This window comes from Treponema socranskii subsp. socranskii VPI DR56BR1116 = ATCC 35536 (assembly GCF_000468115.1).
Taxonomy (GTDB): domain Bacteria; phylum Spirochaetota; class Spirochaetia; order Treponematales; family Treponemataceae; genus Treponema_D; species Treponema_D socranskii.
Genome location: NZ_AVQI01000028.1, coordinates 1 through 18,563, shown reverse-complemented (window position 1 = coordinate 18,563; position 18,563 = coordinate 1). Strand labels below are relative to the sequence as shown.

The 18,563-nt window shown below is 50.9% G+C and carries 16 protein-coding genes and 1 pseudogene; 12 read left to right on the top strand and 5 right to left on the bottom strand.

The genetic code is table 11. The features are described from left to right. Window positions 1-6: 6 nt before the first annotated feature. The 3 genes from HMPREF0860_RS04295 to HMPREF0860_RS04280 all read left to right on the top strand — a co-directional run bounded on the left by HMPREF0860_RS04295 (window position 7) and on the right by HMPREF0860_RS04280 (window position 2,936). The gene (locus HMPREF0860_RS04295; RefSeq protein WP_021330649.1) at window positions 7-609 is read left to right on the top strand and encodes an IMPACT family protein; all 603 of its coding nucleotides are present in this window, start codon (window positions 7-9) and stop codon (window positions 607-609) included. A gap of 289 nt (window positions 610-898) precedes the next feature. Then, the gene (locus HMPREF0860_RS04285; protein WP_021330790.1) at window positions 899-1,978 is read left to right on the top strand and encodes an FIST signal transduction protein; all 1,080 of its coding nucleotides are present in this window, start codon (window positions 899-901) and stop codon (window positions 1,976-1,978) included. A 16-nt stretch (window positions 1,979-1,994) separates the two neighbouring features. Next, complete coding sequence (locus tag HMPREF0860_RS04280; RefSeq protein ID WP_021330736.1) at window positions 1,995-2,936, top strand: methyl-accepting chemotaxis protein; 942 nt, start codon at window positions 1,995-1,997, stop codon at window positions 2,934-2,936. A gap of 11 nt (window positions 2,937-2,947) precedes the next feature. Here the strand turns inward: HMPREF0860_RS04280 and HMPREF0860_RS04275 are convergent, their stop codons facing one another. The 3 genes from HMPREF0860_RS04275 to HMPREF0860_RS04265 form a co-directional block, all read right to left on the bottom strand. After that, the gene (locus HMPREF0860_RS04275) at window positions 2,948-3,718 is read right to left on the bottom strand and encodes a histidine phosphatase family protein (protein WP_021330667.1); all 771 of its coding nucleotides are present in this window, start codon (window positions 3,716-3,718) and stop codon (window positions 2,948-2,950) included. Between the two features lie 3 nt (window positions 3,719-3,721). Further along, entirely contained in the window at window positions 3,722-4,567 is an 846-nt protein-coding gene (locus tag HMPREF0860_RS04270; protein WP_038081351.1) for a pyridoxamine kinase, read from the bottom strand. 218 nt (window positions 4,568-4,785) lie between these two features. Continuing rightward, window positions 4,786-6,459 carry an Ig domain-containing protein gene (locus HMPREF0860_RS04265; RefSeq protein ID WP_021330675.1) on the bottom strand — a complete coding sequence of 558 codons (1,674 nt, stop codon included), beginning with the start codon at window positions 6,457-6,459 and terminating at the stop codon, window positions 4,786-4,788. A 330-nt stretch (window positions 6,460-6,789) separates the two neighbouring features. Here HMPREF0860_RS04265 and HMPREF0860_RS04255 point away from each other — a divergent pair, with 330 nt between their 5' ends. The 6 genes from HMPREF0860_RS04255 to HMPREF0860_RS04230 all read left to right on the top strand — a co-directional run bounded on the left by HMPREF0860_RS04255 (window position 6,790) and on the right by HMPREF0860_RS04230 (window position 13,241). Continuing rightward, the gene (locus tag HMPREF0860_RS04255; RefSeq protein WP_162146994.1) at window positions 6,790-8,103 is read left to right on the top strand and encodes an SH3 domain-containing protein; all 1,314 of its coding nucleotides are present in this window, start codon (window positions 6,790-6,792) and stop codon (window positions 8,101-8,103) included. Between the two features lie 11 nt (window positions 8,104-8,114). After that, a complete protein-coding gene (locus tag HMPREF0860_RS04250) occupies window positions 8,115-10,118 on the top strand; it encodes an ABC-F family ATP-binding cassette domain-containing protein (RefSeq protein ID WP_021330832.1) in 2,004 nt (667 codons plus the stop codon). 115 nt (window positions 10,119-10,233) lie between these two features. Next, a complete protein-coding gene (locus HMPREF0860_RS04245) occupies window positions 10,234-11,256 on the top strand; it encodes a M23 family metallopeptidase (RefSeq protein WP_021330763.1) in 1,023 nt (340 codons plus the stop codon). Window positions 11,257-11,259: 3 nt separating this feature from the next. Next, complete coding sequence (locus HMPREF0860_RS04240; RefSeq protein ID WP_021330662.1) at window positions 11,260-11,673, top strand: bactofilin family protein; 414 nt, start codon at window positions 11,260-11,262, stop codon at window positions 11,671-11,673. After that, complete coding sequence (locus HMPREF0860_RS13200) at window positions 11,670-12,203, top strand: YaaR family protein (protein WP_021330642.1); 534 nt, start codon at window positions 11,670-11,672, stop codon at window positions 12,201-12,203. The genes HMPREF0860_RS04240 and HMPREF0860_RS13200 overlap by 4 nt, the downstream gene beginning before the upstream one ends. A gap of 111 nt (window positions 12,204-12,314) precedes the next feature. Beyond that, on the top strand, window positions 12,315-13,241 hold the full coding sequence (locus HMPREF0860_RS04230) for a PSP1 domain-containing protein (protein WP_021330799.1): 927 nt from the start codon (window positions 12,315-12,317) through the stop codon (window positions 13,239-13,241). Window positions 13,242-13,296: 55 nt separating this feature from the next. Here the strand turns inward: HMPREF0860_RS04230 and HMPREF0860_RS04225 are convergent, their stop codons facing one another. After that, window positions 13,297-14,028 carry a class I SAM-dependent methyltransferase gene (locus HMPREF0860_RS04225; protein ID WP_021495536.1) on the bottom strand — a complete coding sequence of 244 codons (732 nt, stop codon included), beginning with the start codon at window positions 14,026-14,028 and terminating at the stop codon, window positions 13,297-13,299. Window positions 14,029-14,118: 90 nt separating this feature from the next. Here HMPREF0860_RS04225 and HMPREF0860_RS04220 point away from each other — a divergent pair, with 90 nt between their 5' ends. From HMPREF0860_RS04220 to HMPREF0860_RS04210, 3 genes are all read left to right on the top strand, one after another. Continuing rightward, window positions 14,119-15,882, top strand: a complete 1,764-nt coding sequence (locus HMPREF0860_RS04220) for an EAL domain-containing protein (RefSeq protein ID WP_021330699.1) — start codon at window positions 14,119-14,121, stop codon at window positions 15,880-15,882. Window positions 15,883-15,982: 100 nt separating this feature from the next. Further along, window positions 15,983-17,461 (top strand): S41 family peptidase, encoded by a 1,479-nt coding sequence (locus tag HMPREF0860_RS04215; RefSeq protein ID WP_331270936.1) that lies wholly within the window; start codon window positions 15,983-15,985, stop codon window positions 17,459-17,461. A 3-nt stretch (window positions 17,462-17,464) separates the two neighbouring features. Then, window positions 17,465-18,265, top strand: coding sequence for an RsmE family RNA methyltransferase (locus HMPREF0860_RS04210; protein ID WP_021330810.1), 801 nt, complete (start codon window positions 17,465-17,467; stop codon window positions 18,263-18,265). Window positions 18,266-18,289: 24 nt separating this feature from the next. On the opposite strand, the pseudogene HMPREF0860_RS04205 reads toward HMPREF0860_RS04210, so the two are convergent. Further along, window positions 18,290-18,563 (bottom strand): annotated as a pseudogene (locus HMPREF0860_RS04205) (hypothetical protein); the annotation flags it as partial.

The following is an 18,563-nucleotide window of genomic DNA, read 5'->3' as shown; positions in this document are numbered from 1 at the left end:
AGTTTTTTGGATGCGCTTACAGGCTATGCGGTTTCTGAAACGCTCGTAAAGCATTCGCGCTTTATTGCCGAACTTTTGCCTTGTGCGTCGCAGAGCGAAGCGCGCGAATTATTAAAATCTCAAAAAGCGAAATATTCGAACGCTTCTCACGTCGTCCACGCTTTCGTCGTGGGGTCTTCGGCTGAAATACGCGGCATGAGCGACGACGGCGAGCCTTCGGGAACGGCCGCCCGTCCGGTGCTCGACGTGCTGTGCGGGAAAAACTGCACGAATGCGCTTTTGACCGTCACGCGCTGGTTTGGCGGAACGCTCCTCGGTACGGGCGGTCTTGTTAAAGCGTACACGGATGCGGCAAAGGCGGTTATCGAAAAAGCCGAGAGTCTTGGTGTCTTTTCGGAACTTATCGAAAAAACACGCTTTTCGTTTACCGCTTCGTATGCCGCCTACGAAAAGCTTCGACGCATTATGAAAGAATTCCGGCTTTTCGATGTTGCAGAACGCTTCGAATCGGCGGTAAGCGTAAGCGGAGAAATCGAAAGCGGCGAATTGCGGAAATTCTCAGATGCGCTCCGCGATGCGAGCGGAGGTGCGGTTTTGGTGCACGGATGAATGTACGATCGACGGCATACACCCGTGATGGAGCCGCGTTTTGCCGCACCGGTAAAATACATAGGTGCTTCGGCGTATGAAGGTCTGCGGTTTTTTAACCGATTGTCGACGGAAAGAGCGGCAGCATACATTCATGCGGATTACCGTTTTGCATTGCTATTTTTCGATTATCGAACTATTATTGAAAACAGGGTAATACCCATACCAAGCGTACAGGATGGTGCAGTATGAAACAAGAAGTTGTAAGCACAGCGATTACAGGCGATATACACGAGGTTGTAAACGATCTGTGTCGATCGCTGCAGGCGCCGTTTTCGGTATACGGTGCGGTAATTTTTTTGCGAGCTCGATTTATGATTTTTCGGCTCTTTCGGCCGAAATAAAGGCGCGTTTTCCCGATGCGGAGGTTATCGGAACGACGACGTGCGGCGAAATTTCCATGAAAGGGTTCACGAATCACTCTATCGTGCTGACTGCCGTCAGCGGTTCCGAAATACGTTTCGCAGGGGTATTGCTCGACGCCGTAAATAAGTTTCCGATTATTCACAAAACGAAAATTTTGTCCGCGATGAACAGATGCGGCATCGATGCGAACGATCCCGCCTGCCACACGCACGCTTTTGCGCTTGCTTTTGTGAACGGTATCTGCTATGCGGAAGAAGCGCTGCTTTCCGTATTTTACGCAGTCGTGCCGAACGATAAATTTATTATCGCCGGCGGCGGTGCGGGCGACGATTTGCGCTTTATAAAAACCTATGTGAGCTACAACGGAGATGTCGTTTCGGACGGAGCGGTTATTTTATTTTTTAATACGTCGCTCAAATTCGATATCAGAAAAGAAAATATCTATAAACCGAACGGAAAGCAAGTTACCGTTACGCAAGCGGATGTCGCCCGCCGTCTGATACGGACGATGAATTATTCTTCACCGAAAAAAGAATATGCCGCAGCGGTCGGATGTCCCGAAAGCGGCGTCGGCGACGTGACCTTCGATCATCCGCTGGGAAGGCGAATCGGCGATGAAATCTTTATCACCGCTTTCGATAAATTCAATTCCGACGGTACGGTAAACATGCAGGGGCGAGTTCTTCCCGGCAGCCTTATCGATATTCTCGAGCCCGATAATTATGAGGAAATTTCACGAAATACGTGCGATGAAATCCTCTCGATAATACGACGGCCTCAGTTTGTCATGTTTATCAATTGTGCTTTCCGCGCGCTGCTCTTTGCCAGAGATAAATCAGGGCCCGTTATGACGAGCATATACAATGCGAAATTTCCCGTGTACTGCGGTTTTTCGAGTTACGGCGAATTGTTCCGAAAAGTGTACTTAAATCAGACCTTGGTTTCAATCGTTATCGGTGAATAAGTATAGGGAGGTTTTTATGGCCACACAGGATATAACGGTAGATGCGGTATTGGACGGCGGCCTTGAGCTTTTGCGGATTTTGATGGACTATTGCAACGATACGACAAAAGACGACGCGGTAAAACGGGAAAATCTCGCGGTTATAGAAAATGAACGCATCTTGCAGCAAAAGCAGGAAGAAACGCTTTTAAACCTTTCGGAAATAAGCGATTCTATCGGTAAAAGCGCCGACGGTATGATCGGTACGAATCAAAAAACCGTCGACAACCTTGAACAGACGCTCGATCAGTTTACCGATATTTCGATGCAGGTACAAAAGATCGAAGAAAGCGGGCGCCTCTTTTTCAATCAGTTTTCACAGCTGAACACTGAAATAGTTTCCATAGAAAAATTTATCGTTGCCATTCAAAGCATTGCCATGAATACGCAGCTGCTCGCATTCAACGCTTCAATCGAAGCCGCACATGCCGGGCAAGCGGGTAAAGGCTTTCGCGTCATCGCGAACGAAATAAAAAAGCTTTCGAGCAATACCGACGATATGTCGCGGAAAATCAGCGAAACCATCAATCGCCTTCGTTCCGACCTTGAGCGTTTGGTTTCCCTGAACGAAGAAAATACAAAAAAACTCGTGACGCTGCAGCAGTCGGCAAAAAGTTCGCTGAAAAACATCGAGGATATAAAACAGGGAAACGGCGAAACCTTTCAATCGATATCGACGCTTGTCGGGCGCTTAAAAGAGAGCGGCGCTTCCATTTCGGAAACGATTGCCAATATCAACGAAGTCGACCGCTTGAACCGGCTGAAAGCGAAAGCGATCAGCGACGATCAGATACAGGGACTGATACAGATGAACGATCGTATTTCGTTTATCATTCAGCTGCAGCAAATATTCCTGTATCTCAAAGAAAAGCTTGCAGGTGCGGACAGCCGCATCGCCGCCGATTCTTTTGCGGGTTGAGCGAAAGCGCATTAATCGCAAAATACGTCGGTAAAGTATCCTACGGCCGAAGGCGCTTCGTTTCCGTCGTGCAAATGATTCGTGTCGCCGAAAGTCTGCACGCGGAAAAATGCGGTGCCGGGAACGCGCTCTTCGGATGCGAGAGCGGTCACCGACGTCGGCGCGACGTAAAAGCCCTGCCACAACTGCACGGGCGATATTTTTACGAGGTGGCCGATGATCGCGAACATAACGCCCAAGTGACAAAAAAAGACGAGCGTCCGGTCGTCGTAGGATCGTTTAACGGGTGCGATCGAATCGTTGAATACGCCTTTTTGGCAGTGCGTGCCGTCAGTCCGGTAGATGCCGCCTTCGCGCACGAAGCCGTAGCGCGCGAGGATGCCGTCAAAGCCGCCGCACACTTCTTCGAAGCGCTGTGCAATATTGCCCGATTCCATGACGGGAGTATGCATCCACTTGTCGGCGTCGAGGAGCGTTTTGTTTGCGGGGTCGGTATAAAAAGAGGGGAGCCAGTCCCACGCGATTTTGTTTTTGCCCGTTTCGGGATCGCGCACTTTATAATGAAATTCCTGCAGCCAATCGCAGGTTTCGGCTTTGCGCCCGGTGTCCTTCATCGCGATTCGAGCCGTCTCCTGTGCGCGTCCCAAGGGCGAGGAGAAAAAATCGGTAACCTGCCATTTTGCGACGCGGCTTGCAAGCAGGGCGGCTTCGCGTTTTCCCTTTTCGGTTAATATGTCCAAATCGTAATTCGGGTCGCCGTGCCGGATAAACAGTAGGCGCATCCGTTATGCTCCGAGCCGCTTTACGAGGTAAGGGATAGCGCTTTCGAAATCGACGCCGTACCAGTTGTAATCTTTGTGCGAAACGGTCGCTTTAATCGATTCGACGACGAAGTCCGCCGCGAGTGCATAGGATTGTTCGAGAGAGCGGCCGCGCATGAGAGCGCCGACGCAGACGCTTGCGAAGATGTCGCCCGTGCCGTGAAAGCTCGTCGCGCATTTTTCGTGAAAGTAACTCGTATAAGCGCCGCTTTCCGAATCGTAGGACATGATGCCGATCTTGCCGGGTTCGGACGCGAACTCGATACCTTTTAAAACGATGCGCTTTGCACCGAGGGCTGCGAGTTTTTTGAGCATGTCTTTGATGTACGCTTCATCGTATTCACCGGCAGCTTTGTACGGAACGCCGAGCATAAACGACGCTTCGGTCATATTCGGCGCGATGACGTCGGCGAGACCTGCGAGCTTTGCCATCGCGAATGCGAACTCCTGCGTAAAGCCCGGATAAAGTTTTCCGTTGTCGGCCATGCACGGATCGACGAAGACGAGCACGTCTTTTCCGCCGAAGTCGGCGAACATCTTTTTCATCAAATCGAGCTGTTCGAAAGAGCCGAGGTAGCCGGTGTAGATCGCGTCGAATGAAATTTTTTCCTTTTTCCAATGATCGCATATCGGCGTGATGTCTTCCGTGAGATCGCGGAATGTAAAGCCTTTGAATGCGGTGTGCGTCGAAAGCACTGCCGTCGGAAGGATGGCGGCTTCGACTCCCATTGCGGAAATAACGGGAAGCGCTACGGTGAGCGAGCACTTTCCGACGCATGAAATATCCTGTACGGTGATGATTCGTTTCATAGTATTTTCCTTTTTGAAAAACGATTGCGCGGCGCAAAAATTCCATACGCCGTCGCTTGTGATTTTGTTGCATACGATGGTAGTGATATTGTGTTTTGCTGTCAACGGTACGATTTTGAATACGGACAAAAAAACCGCCCCCAAGCCGGAATCTTCTCCGACTTGAGAGCGGTTAGGTTAGTTCAACTCCCGTGCACGGCTATGTGCTTTTGCAGCTTTTACAACTGAAACTCCGGAGAGGTAGCCCATACGTATGAATATACGTTTCCGCTATAGTTATAGTCGATATAATTGAGCACGGATGTACCTACCGTCCATGCCTGTCCGTTTACCGTGACGGTAATACCTGTTGTTGCAAGCCGGTGCGTTTTGCCGGCGGGCTGATCGATCCTCATTTGTGTGTTTATGCGGTATTTTTTTCCGGCTTCGAAATTGCCGCTCGCATTGTCCCACGTAGTACCGTTCCATACTTGCCATGCGTAGGAGTCGTCATTCAAAAGTTTTGCGGGACTGCCTGCACTGTAGGTATACGTTATAGGATTCGGTATCGCTCTGCCTGATACGGGAGCCTCCATCGTCGCCGTAAGCGCGTCTATTGCCGTGCGGTTATCGCTCCAGCGCGCATAGAGCGTCATATGATCCGTTACCGGATCGGAAAAATCCCATGTACCCGAAGAACCCGTTCCGGATTGGGCATCATCTTGGGAAACGCACCATGCGGAAAACGCCCAGTTCGAATCGACGGGTACGGGAGCGGCAGGAGCGAAAATCGACTGCCCCGAATCGACTTCAATCGGAGCGGGGGCGGTTCCGCGCCAGCCGACGGCAAAGGTAACGACTTTTTTATCGACTATGCCTTCCGTACAAAAGACGTCGATAAGCTTTTCTTCAGGCGTCGAAGCGCTGTCGCGTACCGTAATCCGTGCAATCCTTCCCGTTTGTCCCGGCTGTACAGCAGTAGGCGTGCCTAAAATTGCACCGCTTTCGTCAAGCGAAAGACCTGCGGGAAGCGCTCCCGAAGTAAGGGTAAAATGATACGGAAGCGTACCGCCGCTTACTATTGAAGCTATATTAACTTCGGTTATCGGTTTTCCGACATAGGATTTGGGAATGTCTACGTTGTTTTGGCTGAGCGCAAGATGTCCGCTGCTTGAGACGGGATATTCTTTTGAAATAACCCATGCGTATGAATAACCCTCATAGTTACCTACGCCCGAAACGCTCCATTCATCGTAAGAGGTACCGTCATCGACGCTTACAAATACTTTTATGTCGGGCGCAAGCATATATTGCGCGCTTTCAGCACCGTCTATGCGCACTTGCGTTTGTACTCGGTAGATTCCTTCCGTACAAGGCTGACCGGAAACATCCTGCCATTCCGTTCCGTTCTTTTTTTCCCATCCGTACATAGAATTATTCGCGATAAGCTTTGCGGGCTCTCCCTCTACGCTTGCAGGCAGATAGTCTGTGTATGTATAAGAAAGACCGTCCGGTATCGGGCTGCCTAATACGAGGGGGGCGGTTTTTGCACGCACTTGGGTAATTGCAATCCGTTCGCCGCCGGCGCTTTCAAAGCTCACCTTTACATCGACCGCATCTGTTACGGTGTGGACATAGGTGTTTGTAGAGTTGCTTATGACGGCGCCGTCTACCTTCCACTCTTTTACTTTGTGATTCGTCTTAGGCATTGCCGTAAAGGTTACGGTTTTGCCTTTTTGTACTACATCGTTCGGCATAATTATTGTGCCGTCTACCCTTGCCTCAATGGTACCGTTCGGAGGCAAGCCTTCTATGCCGAAGCTTACGGCAAAGACGGACGGTGCGGGTGTTCCTTCTCCCGAATCGCTGCCGTTCGAACAGCTTGCAAAAACGAACGCAGCTGCAAACAGCAAGGCGCCCGCTATAATCGGTACGCTTTTTAAAAAGCCTTTACCGAGCCCCCTCCCTATACGGAAGTATAGGTGTTCCTTTGTTTACAGTCATCATAAACCTCCTCTGAAAACTTTTGCAGAAAGTTGCAACTTTCTATTGCCGAATGCTTCCGGCATCTTATATTATAACATATTTTTACAATTTTCACAGGCGATTTGCGATATGATTTGCAGGCAGCTGTCTGGCGTACCGAGCGGTATACTTGCTTGAGGCGATGCCGACTGTGCTCGTACGCTAATGCCGTATTTTTAAAGATGACTTTTTTGCCGCGCTGTGTTATGCTGTATCTCATGATTTGTTTGCCGAAAAAATACGGTTTGATCGCGTTATGCGCCCTTTCGTTTGCGCTTGTGTCCTGTTCCCGCGTTATGGGATACGGCATGCTGCTGTGGGATATCCCCGAGCGCGGCCTGCAAGACGGCGATATCCTTCCCGTGTATATCCGTTCAAATATTTCTCACACCTATGCCGTCTCCGCCCCCGGTTCCAAAGAGCGCTTCGATATCCCGCTGTGGCAGATTACGCCGCCGGCATCCCGCCGTTCGCTCAAAAAGGCGGCCGGGCAGTACGCGGAATTCCTCCATCGCTATGCGTCGGTAAAGCTCGACGGACTTCCGATCCGCGCGGAACCGGTCAATACGGCGAGGCAAGTGTACCGTCTCAGAAAAGGCGAAATTATTAAGATTCTGTATAAGGGAGAGGGGCAGGCCGTTATGGTCGGCTCCGATGCGCTTGCGGGAAATTGGCTGCGTGTTTTGACATCGAGCGGTACGCAGGGCTGGTGCTTTTCGTACAATCTCGAGCTCTTTGAAACACAAAAGGGAGGAGTCGTCGAAACGGGAGAGGGGAGCGGTGCCGAAGAAAAAGACGACGTATTTGAAAAGCTTGCCGGGACGATATGGTATCCCGATTATTACCGCGCGATGATACGCGAAAAGAGAGTCGATCCGCTTCGCATGAATGCCGCCTATTGTTTTACGGTCGACGCCGAAAATCGAAAAGTATCGCTGAACCTTCCCGAACGCTACGGCTCGTGGGAATACGGAGAAGCACTTAAAACGGCGGACGGCGAATATACGTTTACCGATACCCCCGTAAAGGTTTCCGTCAAAAACAATTATATCGCCGTTACTTGCGCCGACGATGCGGGCAGACCGCGCGATTATAATTTTATCGCACTCGGAGAAGACGTCGATATAACAGCCCTCGTCGCCGAAGAAAAAGAGCGGCGAGAAGCCGAATATGCACGCATTGCAGCGGCGGGGCCGAATTTTAAAAGCGCTGCATACGGACAGCTTTCGCTCAAAGGCGACGGTTCCTTTACGTGGCGGGGCAACCGGAGGCTCGTTCCGTCTCTCATCGCCGAAAGCGCAAAGGGAGGCGGTACGGTCGGGATCGATTATTTTATCGACGCATCGCTTTCGCCGCAGTACGACGGTGTGCTTTCGTTTTCCTTTGAAGGCATGAAAGCCAAAGTGAATTTTTTGTACAAAATCGAAGCGAACGGCATACGCCTTGAAGATGCGTCCGAAGCGCGCTTTGAAGGCAATACCCTCGTGCGGCGGGGAGCAAGTCCGCTCGTCATCTTTTTCAAAAAAAATTAGCAGCGGTTGTCATGGCTTTCGTTCAGTTTTCAAAAGTGTCGCTCGCGTTCGGCGGCCGCGACATATTAAAAAACGTTTCGATCAATCTGCAGTCGGGCACTAAAGCCGCTCTTACGGGAGCGAACGGGGAAGGAAAATCGACGCTCATCAAAGTGATGGCCGGGCTCATCCCCTGCGACAGCGGAACGAGAGTCGTGCAAAAGGATGCGCGCATCGGCTATTTGCCGCAGTCGGGGCTTACGCACGCGGGACGCACGCTGCTTGAAGAAGCGGATACCGCGTTTCAATTCGGCTACGATATGCAGGCGGAAATCGACCGGATAGGCGACGAACTTTCGCTGTACCCGGAACGCGCATCCGATCTTGCCGCTCGGCAAGCTTCTCTTATTGCGGCGCTCGACGAAAGCGGCTGGCACAGGAGGCGGGCGCAGGCGGAAGCGGTGCTTTCGGGGCTCGGTTTTTCACGCGAAGATTTTACCAAACGGACGGAAGCGTTTTCGGGCGGCTGGCAGATGCGGATCGCCCTTGCAAAAGTGCTCATGCAAAATCCCGACATACTCCTCCTCGACGAGCCGACGAATTACCTCGACATAGAAGCGCGTACTTGGCTCGAACGGTTTTTGCAGTCGTTCAAAGGCGGATTTTTGCTCGTCAGCCACGACCGCTATTTTCTCGACGTCAGCGTTACCGATGTGTACGAACTTTTCGGCGGCGAACTCAAACGCTATCCGGGAAACTTTACGCACTACGAAGCGGTGCGCAAAACCGAATTGAAAACGCTCATCGCCTCTTACGAACAGCAGCAAAAGGAAATCCGTCACCTCGAAGAATTTATCAGGCGCTTCGGTGCAAAAGCGACAAAGGCATCTCAAGCGCAGGAGCGGCAAAAGCAGCTCGATAAAATACAGCGCATCGAGATTCCCGAATCGATGAAGAAAATCCGCTTTACTTTTCCACCGGCTCCTCATGCGGGAAAGGTCGTGCTCCGCATAAACGGCGTAACGAAAAGTTATGACGGAGAACACAATGTGCTCGACAAGCTCGACGTGACGATCGAAAACGGGGATCGGCTCGTGGTCGCAGGGCATAACGGAGCGGGCAAATCGACGCTCCTCCGGATCATCGCGGGGGAAGATACTGCTTTTTCGGGCGAGCTCATATTCGGAAGCGGCGTGCGTACGGGGTATTTTTCTCAGGACAGTTCGGAAGAAATCTCCGGCAGCGAAAGCATCATCGATTATATCGAAAGTGCGGCTCCGCTTGAAATGATTCCGAAAGTGCGCGACATGCTCGGTGCGTTTTTGTTTCGCGGAGACGACGTATTTAAAAGTTTGGACGTGCTTTCGGGCGGGGAGAAAAACCGCATTGCACTCTTAAAGCTTTTGCTCGAGCCGGTCAATTTTCTCGTGCTCGACGAACCGACGAATCACCTCGACATGCATTCGAAAGACGTGCTCATGCAGGCGCTCAAAGATTTCGGCGGTACCGTCGTATTTGTGAGCCATGACCGCGGTTTTATCGAAGGGCTTTCGACGCGCGTGCTCGCTCTCGAAACGGGGCGCTTCCGCATTTTTCCGGGCGATTATGCGTATTACCTTGAACGCATCGAAGCGGAAAAAAACGGAACGGTTGCCGGTATGCCTTTTTCGTCTTCGTCCGACGGAAAGGCGCAATTCGTCTCTCGTACGGCCGGATCGGGGATGAGCGAAAAGCTTTCCGGTACGAACGATGCGCTCGCGGGCGGACAGCTTTCGTGGGAAAAAGCGAAAAAGCGAAAAGCCGAACAGCGAAAACTCGAACGCGAAGTCGAACGGCTCGAAACGGAAATCGCCGCGCTCGAAGCGCAAAAGGCCGAATGCGAAAACGAACTTGCAAAGCCCGAAGTGTATGCGTCGGGAGAAAAATCGCGCGTCGTGCAAAAGCGCCTCGCGGATACGGAAGCGCGTCTTACGGCTCTCGGCGAAGAATGGGAGGTGGCCGCCGAAAGCGCGGAACGGGCAAAAGCGCAAAATTGATTTCCGTGATTGGAGATTTTTACCATTTGACACGAAGGCGGCTAATATGCTACAATAACACGTTGAGGCTCGGCGGCAGTATCGGGTCTATTTTGGGTGGAACAGGAGCGAGGTTGTGGCTCGGACGCAAAAATATAAAAAGTTGGAAAAAAAGGTCGCCTCAAAAACGAGCAGCGCATTTTTTTCTTTTTTAAATTGTATAAAAAACGGCGCGCAGCGGATATTTAAAATCCTCGACGGCAAGCTGACGATAATGATCGTTCCGCATTCGCAGAGTAAAGTTGTTAATTTCCAAACAAATGTTTTTGCTCTCGGTCTCGGCGTCGTGCTTGTCTTCGGTATCGTAGCATCTTTTTTCTACTTTGATCGCAGGGCGATCGGTTCAAGTGCCGAGATATCGCGCCTTTCGTCGCAGAATCGTTTGACGCAGGCGAGTCTCGACGAACTTCGCGACGAAAACATGAATCTCATGCAGGCGGCAAAGCGCTTTCAAACGTCGCTGTCGCAGTCGCTTGCCCTGCTCGGCATTACGGACAGTGCAAACGTCGCTCGTGCGTCGGTTTCGAACAGCGACCTCTCTTCGCTTTTCGGTACGCAGGAAACGGTGGCGGGTTCGATGCGCGAAACGGAAGACGTCAAGCAGCTTGCATCCTACCTTGAAAATGCGGTGCAGCCCGTCGAACAGATCGGTAAAATGCTTGAAAATCAAAATACGCTCTTTACGGAGATTCCGAGCGTTTGGCCGCTGAAAAACGTCAATGCGCATATTTCCATGGCCTTCGGTCCGAACGTGCACCCGATTACGGGACAGTGGTATATTCACAAGGGAATCGATTTTTCGACGTACCGCTCAGGTGATCCGGTTATTGCGACGGCGAGCGGGCAAGTCGTTACGGTCGGCTACGACGCAAGCTACGGCAATTACATTATTATCAAACATAAACACGGCATCTACACGCGCTATGCGCACTTGATGTCTTCGCGCGTGACAAAGGGACAGTTCATCTCTCAGCGCGATGTCATCGGCTATGTCGGCAACACCGGCGTTACGACGGGGCCGCACTTGCATTACGAAGTGCATATCGGTTCGGATGTCGTAGACCCTGCAAAGTACATCAACGTAAAGCTTTCGAATTGACTTATGGCGCTGCGCTCCGACGACTTTTCGATCAACACGGTTATCGGTGAAGGTTCGACCGTTTCCGGTGATCTTCGGATAAACGGCTCCGTCCGTTTGGACGGCGACGTACGCGGCGATCTCGACACCGACGGCAACGTGCAGATCGGCGAGCGGGCGCGGCTGTGCGGCAATCTTACGGCGAAGTCCGCGATCGTCGGCGGTATCGTGCTCGGCGACATCATTGCAAAAGAAAGCGTAACGCTGCTTTCATCGGCTGCCGTTATCGGCGATATCATTTCGCAAAAAGTCCGGATCGAAGAAAAGGTAATCTTTCACGGACACTGCATTTCCATCGAAGACGAAGCGAAATACCTCGCAGCATCGGAGCGCTACCTCGAAGCGAAAGCTATCCGCACGAAGGCGGCGTTTGCATGAACACGGTCGATCCGCTGGGACAGGCGCTTTATTTTACTGCGGTGTCTTCGGCTGCGGGAGAAGCGGCAAAGGAAGCAAAGAAAAAAAAAGCGGGTGCACAGCAGAGCGCGGGAATTTTTTCCGCGATGCTGAAAAAAAACGAAGAAGCAAACGAACTTGCGTCGGCGGGACTTCCGAGCGAAATCGCGGGGATGTCCGTTGAAGACGCCGTCGTTTTTTTGAAAGACCGCGTAACGACTGCCGGCGACAAGCTCATCGATTCGATGACGGAAGATGCCTTTGCCGAATATCGGCGTGCGGTGAGCCAGTTTATGAAGTACGTCGTAAAGTACAGCTTCGAGATTGAGGAACTCTCGGGGCGGCGCAATCGGCGGACAAATAAAGAGCGGATATTCGTGCAAGTGCGGATTATCGACGAAAAGCTCAACAATCTTGCGGCGGAAATCCTTGCAAATCAAGCCGATAAATTTTTGCTTTTGAAACGCGTCGAAGAGATCCGCGGTTTGCTCGTAGACGTGCTTGCTTCTTGATGTTAAAATAAAAATTAATAAATCCGAAAAAACCTTCTGAGAATTGTAATTTTTTTTCGGGGTTCCGATTGTTAAAACCGAAAAACGCGCAAACGCGCGGGAGAGGCGACGATGAGCGATATTTTTGAAAACGATATAGATGATGAGAGCGAAAATCTTGAAGCGCTTGAAGATGCTGTGGACGAAAGCGATCAGGGAGAGGCGGATTTTACGCCCGATAAACCGCTGTATCATTTAAAACTCGAATACTCGCGCGAAAGCATTTACGCGACGGCCGGCGGCGTGCAGGGCATCGAAGCGGGCATACGCGTCATCGTCCCGACGCGGTACGGGCGCGATATTGCAGTCGTGCTCGGCGAAACGAAAAAGCCGCGCGGCGTGCGGCAGAGCGATATCGTCGACATAGACCGCGTCGTATCGAAAGAAGACGCAAAGCGTGCGGAAGAACTGAAAGTAAAAGAAAGCGATGCTGTAAAAATTTTTAAAGAAAAAGTCGCCTATCATCGTCTCGACATGAAATTGATTCAAGTGCATTTTCTAGTCGCCGAGCAAAAGGCGTTGTTTTTTTTCAGCTCCGACAACCGCGTCGACTTTCGTGAACTCGTCAAAGATTTGGTGTCCGTATTTAAAATGCGCATCGAACTGCGGCAAATAGGCGTGCGCGACGAAGCGCGCATCACCGGAGGTCTCGGCGTCTGCGGCCGTCCGTATTGCTGTCACGCCGTTTCGGATAAGATCAAGCCGGTGTCGATCCGCATGGCAAAGGATCAAAATCTTTCGCTCAATTCGATGAAGATTTCGGGGCAGTGCGGCAGGCTTTTATGCTGTCTTTCGTATGAATTCGATTGGTACAACGACGCGCGGAAAAATTTGCCGTCGGAAGGTATTCGCCTTTTTTACGACGGAACGAATTTTAAAATCACCGAAGTAAATCCGATCACGTCTACGATAAAAATGCTCGGAGAAGACGGCCGCCTGCTCGAAGTGAACGCCAAGCGCTTTGCCAAAGATTCGGGCAACCGCTGGCGTATCGGCTGACGTGCCGTAGTGCCGATCGCGGGCGTTGCAAAATTTTAAATCGAATGCCGCATTTTTATCGTAGGGCGCAGACGAGATATTCGCTTTGTTCGGTAAATGCTTCCATCGCGTATGAGCCGTAAAACGAAAAATCGGTAAAGCCCGCTTCTTTTGCGAATGAAGCGATTTCGTCTTTTGCGAGCGGATAGAACGCTTCGTTTTTCATGACGGTGAGAACTTTGCCCGTACCCGTTTCGAGCGTTTGGCTCATAAAAAACGCACCGTCGTTTCCTGTCGTAAGCGTCGACGACAGTTTAACCCGGATGCTGCTGCGCGTACGGAGTTCCGTCTTGCCGCTTTGCAGCGCGCGAGGAAAATTATACAGATGGAGGATGAGCGTTCCGCCTTCCGTGAGCAGCGCTTTGCAGTCGAAAAAGAATTTGCGTACAAGCGTTTTATCTCTAACGAAGACGATGCGGCTGTTCAGGCAGGAGATGACGTTATAGAAATTTTTTCCGAGAAAGCGTGTCATGTCGAGCGTCGAAAGCTGAAAAAAACGTATCGGCATGAGCTGCGTCCTTCGGCGCAGCGCCGCTATTTCTATGAGCTCTTTTGAAACTTCAATGCCCGTTATGTCTGCGCCGCTTTTGACAAGCACGTGTTCGAGCGCACCGGTTCCGCATCCTATCTGCAAAAATCGCGCCGGTGTCGGATAGGATTCTTGTATACGGCTGTAAAATTTTTTTTGTTCTTCTGTGACGGGATACAATTCGTCGTAATATTCGGTTACATTTTGTATAAAAGTCATACGTTCATTATAAAGCATCTTGTCGGAAAAGCAAGGATATATTCGGCTTGTTTCGTCCGTGTCGAAAAATCACACGTGCGAAAATATCACATGTCTGCGATAACGTCGAAAAAATTATTGCAATATCGTATTGATTATTGTATACTGTATCGTACCGGAACGGGAAATGTGCAAAATAAAATCGGTTTAAGCATTGTAAAAAATATTATCTCGCTTCTCGAAAACTGTACCGAGTCGTTTGCGTTTGTATACGATATCGCAACAGATACGTTTTTTGTATCGGAGCGAGCTTTGGCTCATTTCGATTTCCCCGGCGTGCAATTTTCGGGAGCGGTGCGGAAAATCATCACCTTTGTGCATGAAGACGAACGCGTCCGCTGCAGTGCCGATATCGAATCGATCATTGCAAATAAAAAGTCGAAAATAAAAGCGACGTATCATATTCGCAACAAATACGGCGAATATGTTCCTGCCGAAATCAGAATGTTGCACTTGCCCGTTCCTTTGGGTGATATCGTTGCCGGTTCCGTCGGTTCCGCCGAAAAGCATCCTTTTTTTGAAGACGATAACCTCGGTTCGGAACGGGACGCTCAGTTCGATTTCGATACGGCGCGCATGGATACGGGAACGCTGAGCGGTTTTGCCATGCAGATCGAAATCGACAATTTTATTTCGATAAACGAACACGTCGGTTTTGAAGCCGGAAACGAAATATTGTCCATCGTCGCGGATGCGTGTAAACGGCAATGCATAAACGGCACGAAAGTGTATCTGCTTTCCGGCAGAAAATTTCTTTTGATAAATTTCAGCGGTGAAAGTGCGGATGAAATACGCCGCAGCTACAGCGGCATAAAGCAAAGCATACGGGAAGCCGAATACGCGTCGGGTTACAAGCGCATGTTTACCATTTCCGTCGGCGGTATCGCTTTTATCAACGATACAAGCACGCTTAGGGAGATGCTTGCTAAACTTTTGTTTACCGTAGAATCCGCCAAAAACAGCGGCAAAGATACGCTCGAGCTGTTCAATGCCCGCGAATATGCAAACTATCTTCGTACGCTCGAAATCGAAAGTGCGGTGCGCGATTCCATAAAAAATAAGTTTGAAGGATTTACGCTTCTGTTTCAGCCGATCGTAAATGCAAAGACGGTGCAGAAACGCAAAGGCGGCAGCTTGTCGAAAATCGTCATCGGCGCCGAATCGCTTTTGCGCTGGAAAAACGAACGCTTCGGTACGGTCGGCGCGGGAGAGCTTATTTCCATCCTTGAACGAAGCGGACTCATCGTGCCGGTTGGACGGTGGATACTCATAAAAGCGTTTGCACAGTGTGCCGCGTGGAATACGCTGTTTCCCGATCTCTATGTGAGCGTCAATATTTCCTTTGTGCAGATTTTGCAGTCGAACCTCGTCAGTGAAGTGCAGATCGCACTCGAGCGTACGAAGGTCAATCCGAAAAATATCGTGCTCGAAATAACGGAAAGCGGCAACATCGACGATGAAGAAATTCAATCGGTACTCGCAGAGCTTTTGGCGCTCGGCCTTAAAATCGATATCGACGATTTCGGTACGGGATTTTCGAACCTGCGCTATCTGCAGGATATCCACGCAAATACGCTCAAGCTCGATTATACGTTTATCCAAAAAGCACTCACCGGCGATATGAAAGATTTAAAGATAATCGAATTCGTCGTCGGCATGGCGCACGCGCTCGGTATGACGGTGTGCATGGAAGGTATCGAATCGTACGGCAACGTGGAAAAGCTTTTGCCCTTCGGACCCGATAAATTTCAAGGCTATCTGTTCAGTCATCCGGTCGACGCGCGCACGTTCGCAAAGGAAAATCTGCACGCATAATGCAGGCGCAGGCAGCGCACTCGCATGGCGGCTCGCGGTGCTGCCGTGTGTGCCGCTTTGCGTGTTGCAATTTTCAGCTTCCCGTCATACAATGATACCTATGGTTATCTTTAAAATACACAATAAAGCAATTCGTTTTACAGCATCCGTTATATGCGCGTTTATCGTCTCCGCTGCGGCATCTCAGTGTTTTGCCGAATCGCCTGTCGGCGGCGAATCCGTTTCCAATTTCCAATACATGAAAAAAATCTCTGCCGTATTCGATTTTGTGCAGCAGAATTACGTCGATGAAATCGATTCAAAAGTGCTCTACGAAGGAGCGCTCAAAGGTATGCTCGACTCGTTGAAAGATCCGTATACGCAGTACCTCGACCAAAACACGATGCGCCCGCTCTCCGATACGACGGCCGGCAATTTCGGCGGCGTCGGCCTTTCCATCAGTAAGCCCGTCGAATCGTCTTCCGAAAAACCGGCCTACGTTGAAGTCGCTTCTCCGATCGAAGATACGCCCGGTGCTAAGGCCGGTATCCTGTCGGGTGATTATATTACGGCGATCGACGGGGAAGCTACGGCTCCTATGACGATGGAAGAAGTGCTCAATCATTTGCGCGGCAAAGCGGGCACGCCGGTTATCGTTTCGATTTTGCGAGGCAAAGACATCAGATTCGACGTAACGCTCGTCCGAGCGCTCATCGAAGTGCCGACGGTAAAGTACGGCATGATAGGCGCTGCGGGCTATCTCCGCATAATCGAATTTACGCCCGATACGCCCAAGCGTGTGCAGGAAGCGCTCGATTCGTTTGCAAAGGCGAACTATAAAGATTTAATAATCGATCTGCGCGACAATCCCGGAGGACTTATCACGAGCGTCGCAGACGTCGCGGATAAATTCATTGATTCGGGAACGCTCGTTTCGACAAAGAGCCGCCTCGCATTTGAAAACAAGGTCTTTACCGCGAACGCCAAAAAGACGACGGTTTCGGCAGGTCTTCCGATTGTCGTGCTCATAAATCGCGGTTCGGCGTCCGCATCGGAGATTTTGGCGGGGGCGCTCAAAGACAATCACCTCGCATACCTCGTCGGTCAGCGTACTTACGGCAAGGGTTCGGTTCAGCAAGTGATTCCGCTCAGCGCTTCCGACGGTTTTAAAATTACGATGGCACGCTACTATACGCCGAGCGATACGAATATCGATAAAGTCGGCATTCCCCCCGACAGAGAAGTGCTCTATCCCGAACTGAATGATGCCGAAGAAAAAGCCTACGCGGAACTTATTAAATCGAATGCGATCGCATCCTACGTCGATTCTCACAGAGGTATGACCGAACGCGACATCGCATCTTACGCGCTCGTTTTGCAAAAAAAATATCCGCTGAATGCGGCTTTGCTTCGCCGTCTTATCCGTGTCCGCGTAAACCGCTTAAAGCCCGCAATGCTCTACGATTCGGATTACGACATTCAGCTGAACGCTGCGATCGAGATTTTAAAATCGAGCGATTTTCAAAAGCTCGTGCGTTCGGCAAAGACGCTCAAAGAGCTGCAAGATGAAGTCGAAGCGAAAAAGAAAGCGGGAGTCTAAAGCGTGCGGCAATTTCTCTCCGATGCTGCTCCGGACGAAAAGGGACTGATAGCCGTTTCGGGGAAAAGTTTTACGCACCTGTGCCGTGTCCTCCGCGCAAAGCCGGGCGATATGCTCGCCGTGCGGGTTCCGGGCGGATTTCTTTTTTCCATGACCGTCGCACGCATCGATGACGTTCGGGGCATTGCCGTATTGCAAAAGTGCGGATTGGGAGTGGCCTCAGTCGTGCGCGGGGTCGGAGCCGCCGATATCGATAAGGATCGCCGTGCCGTCGAATATACGCTTTTTCAATTTATCGCGAAGCCGCAAAAGATGGAACTCATTGTCCGACAGGCTTGCGAGTGCGGAGTGAAAACGATAGTTCCCGTCGCAGGCGAGTATTCGCAAAAGGGCAGCATCGCTTCTCTGGCAGGAAAAGCCGAACGCTTTGCGCGGATCATCAAAGAAGCTCGCGAGCAGAGCGGCTCTCCCGTGGAAACCTCAGTCGCCGAAACCGCTGATGTTCGAGGAGTATGTGAAGTGTGGAGACGGATGAGCGAAAAAGCGCGAAACACGTCGGCAGCCGTCGTCCTCTCGGAGCGGAATGATTTTTGCATGCCGTTTTCGGACGCGGTTTTCGCAGGCGTTACGTGCGCGGCGATCGCCGTCGGATGTGAAGGCGGCATCAGCCCGGATGAAATGACAGCGCTCCGAAACGCGGGATTTACGTCCGTTCACTTTGCGGGAAATATTTTGCGATGTGAAACCGCTGCCCTCTACGGCATCGCAGCCCTTCAAACCGTGCTCGCCGAATTCGCAAAGTGATGATAATATAGCGCAGGGGTACGGTTACGGTTTTTCGATTTCGTCTTCGGTGAGGCCGGTAGCTTGCGCTATGTTTTCAATCGATAGCCCCATGCCGAGCAAGTTTTTTGCCGTTTCAAGCTTAGCTTGGTATGAGCCTTCCTGCAGAGCGATTTCCCGCTCTTCTTCCCGCTGTACGGCGATGTCTACATCGTAATCGTATTCGGCAATTAACATATTCATCACATCCTTTGACTTTCGCAACAGATACTCCTGCAGGATGTCGTTTTGTATGCACTCTTTGATCGCGTTCTTAAAA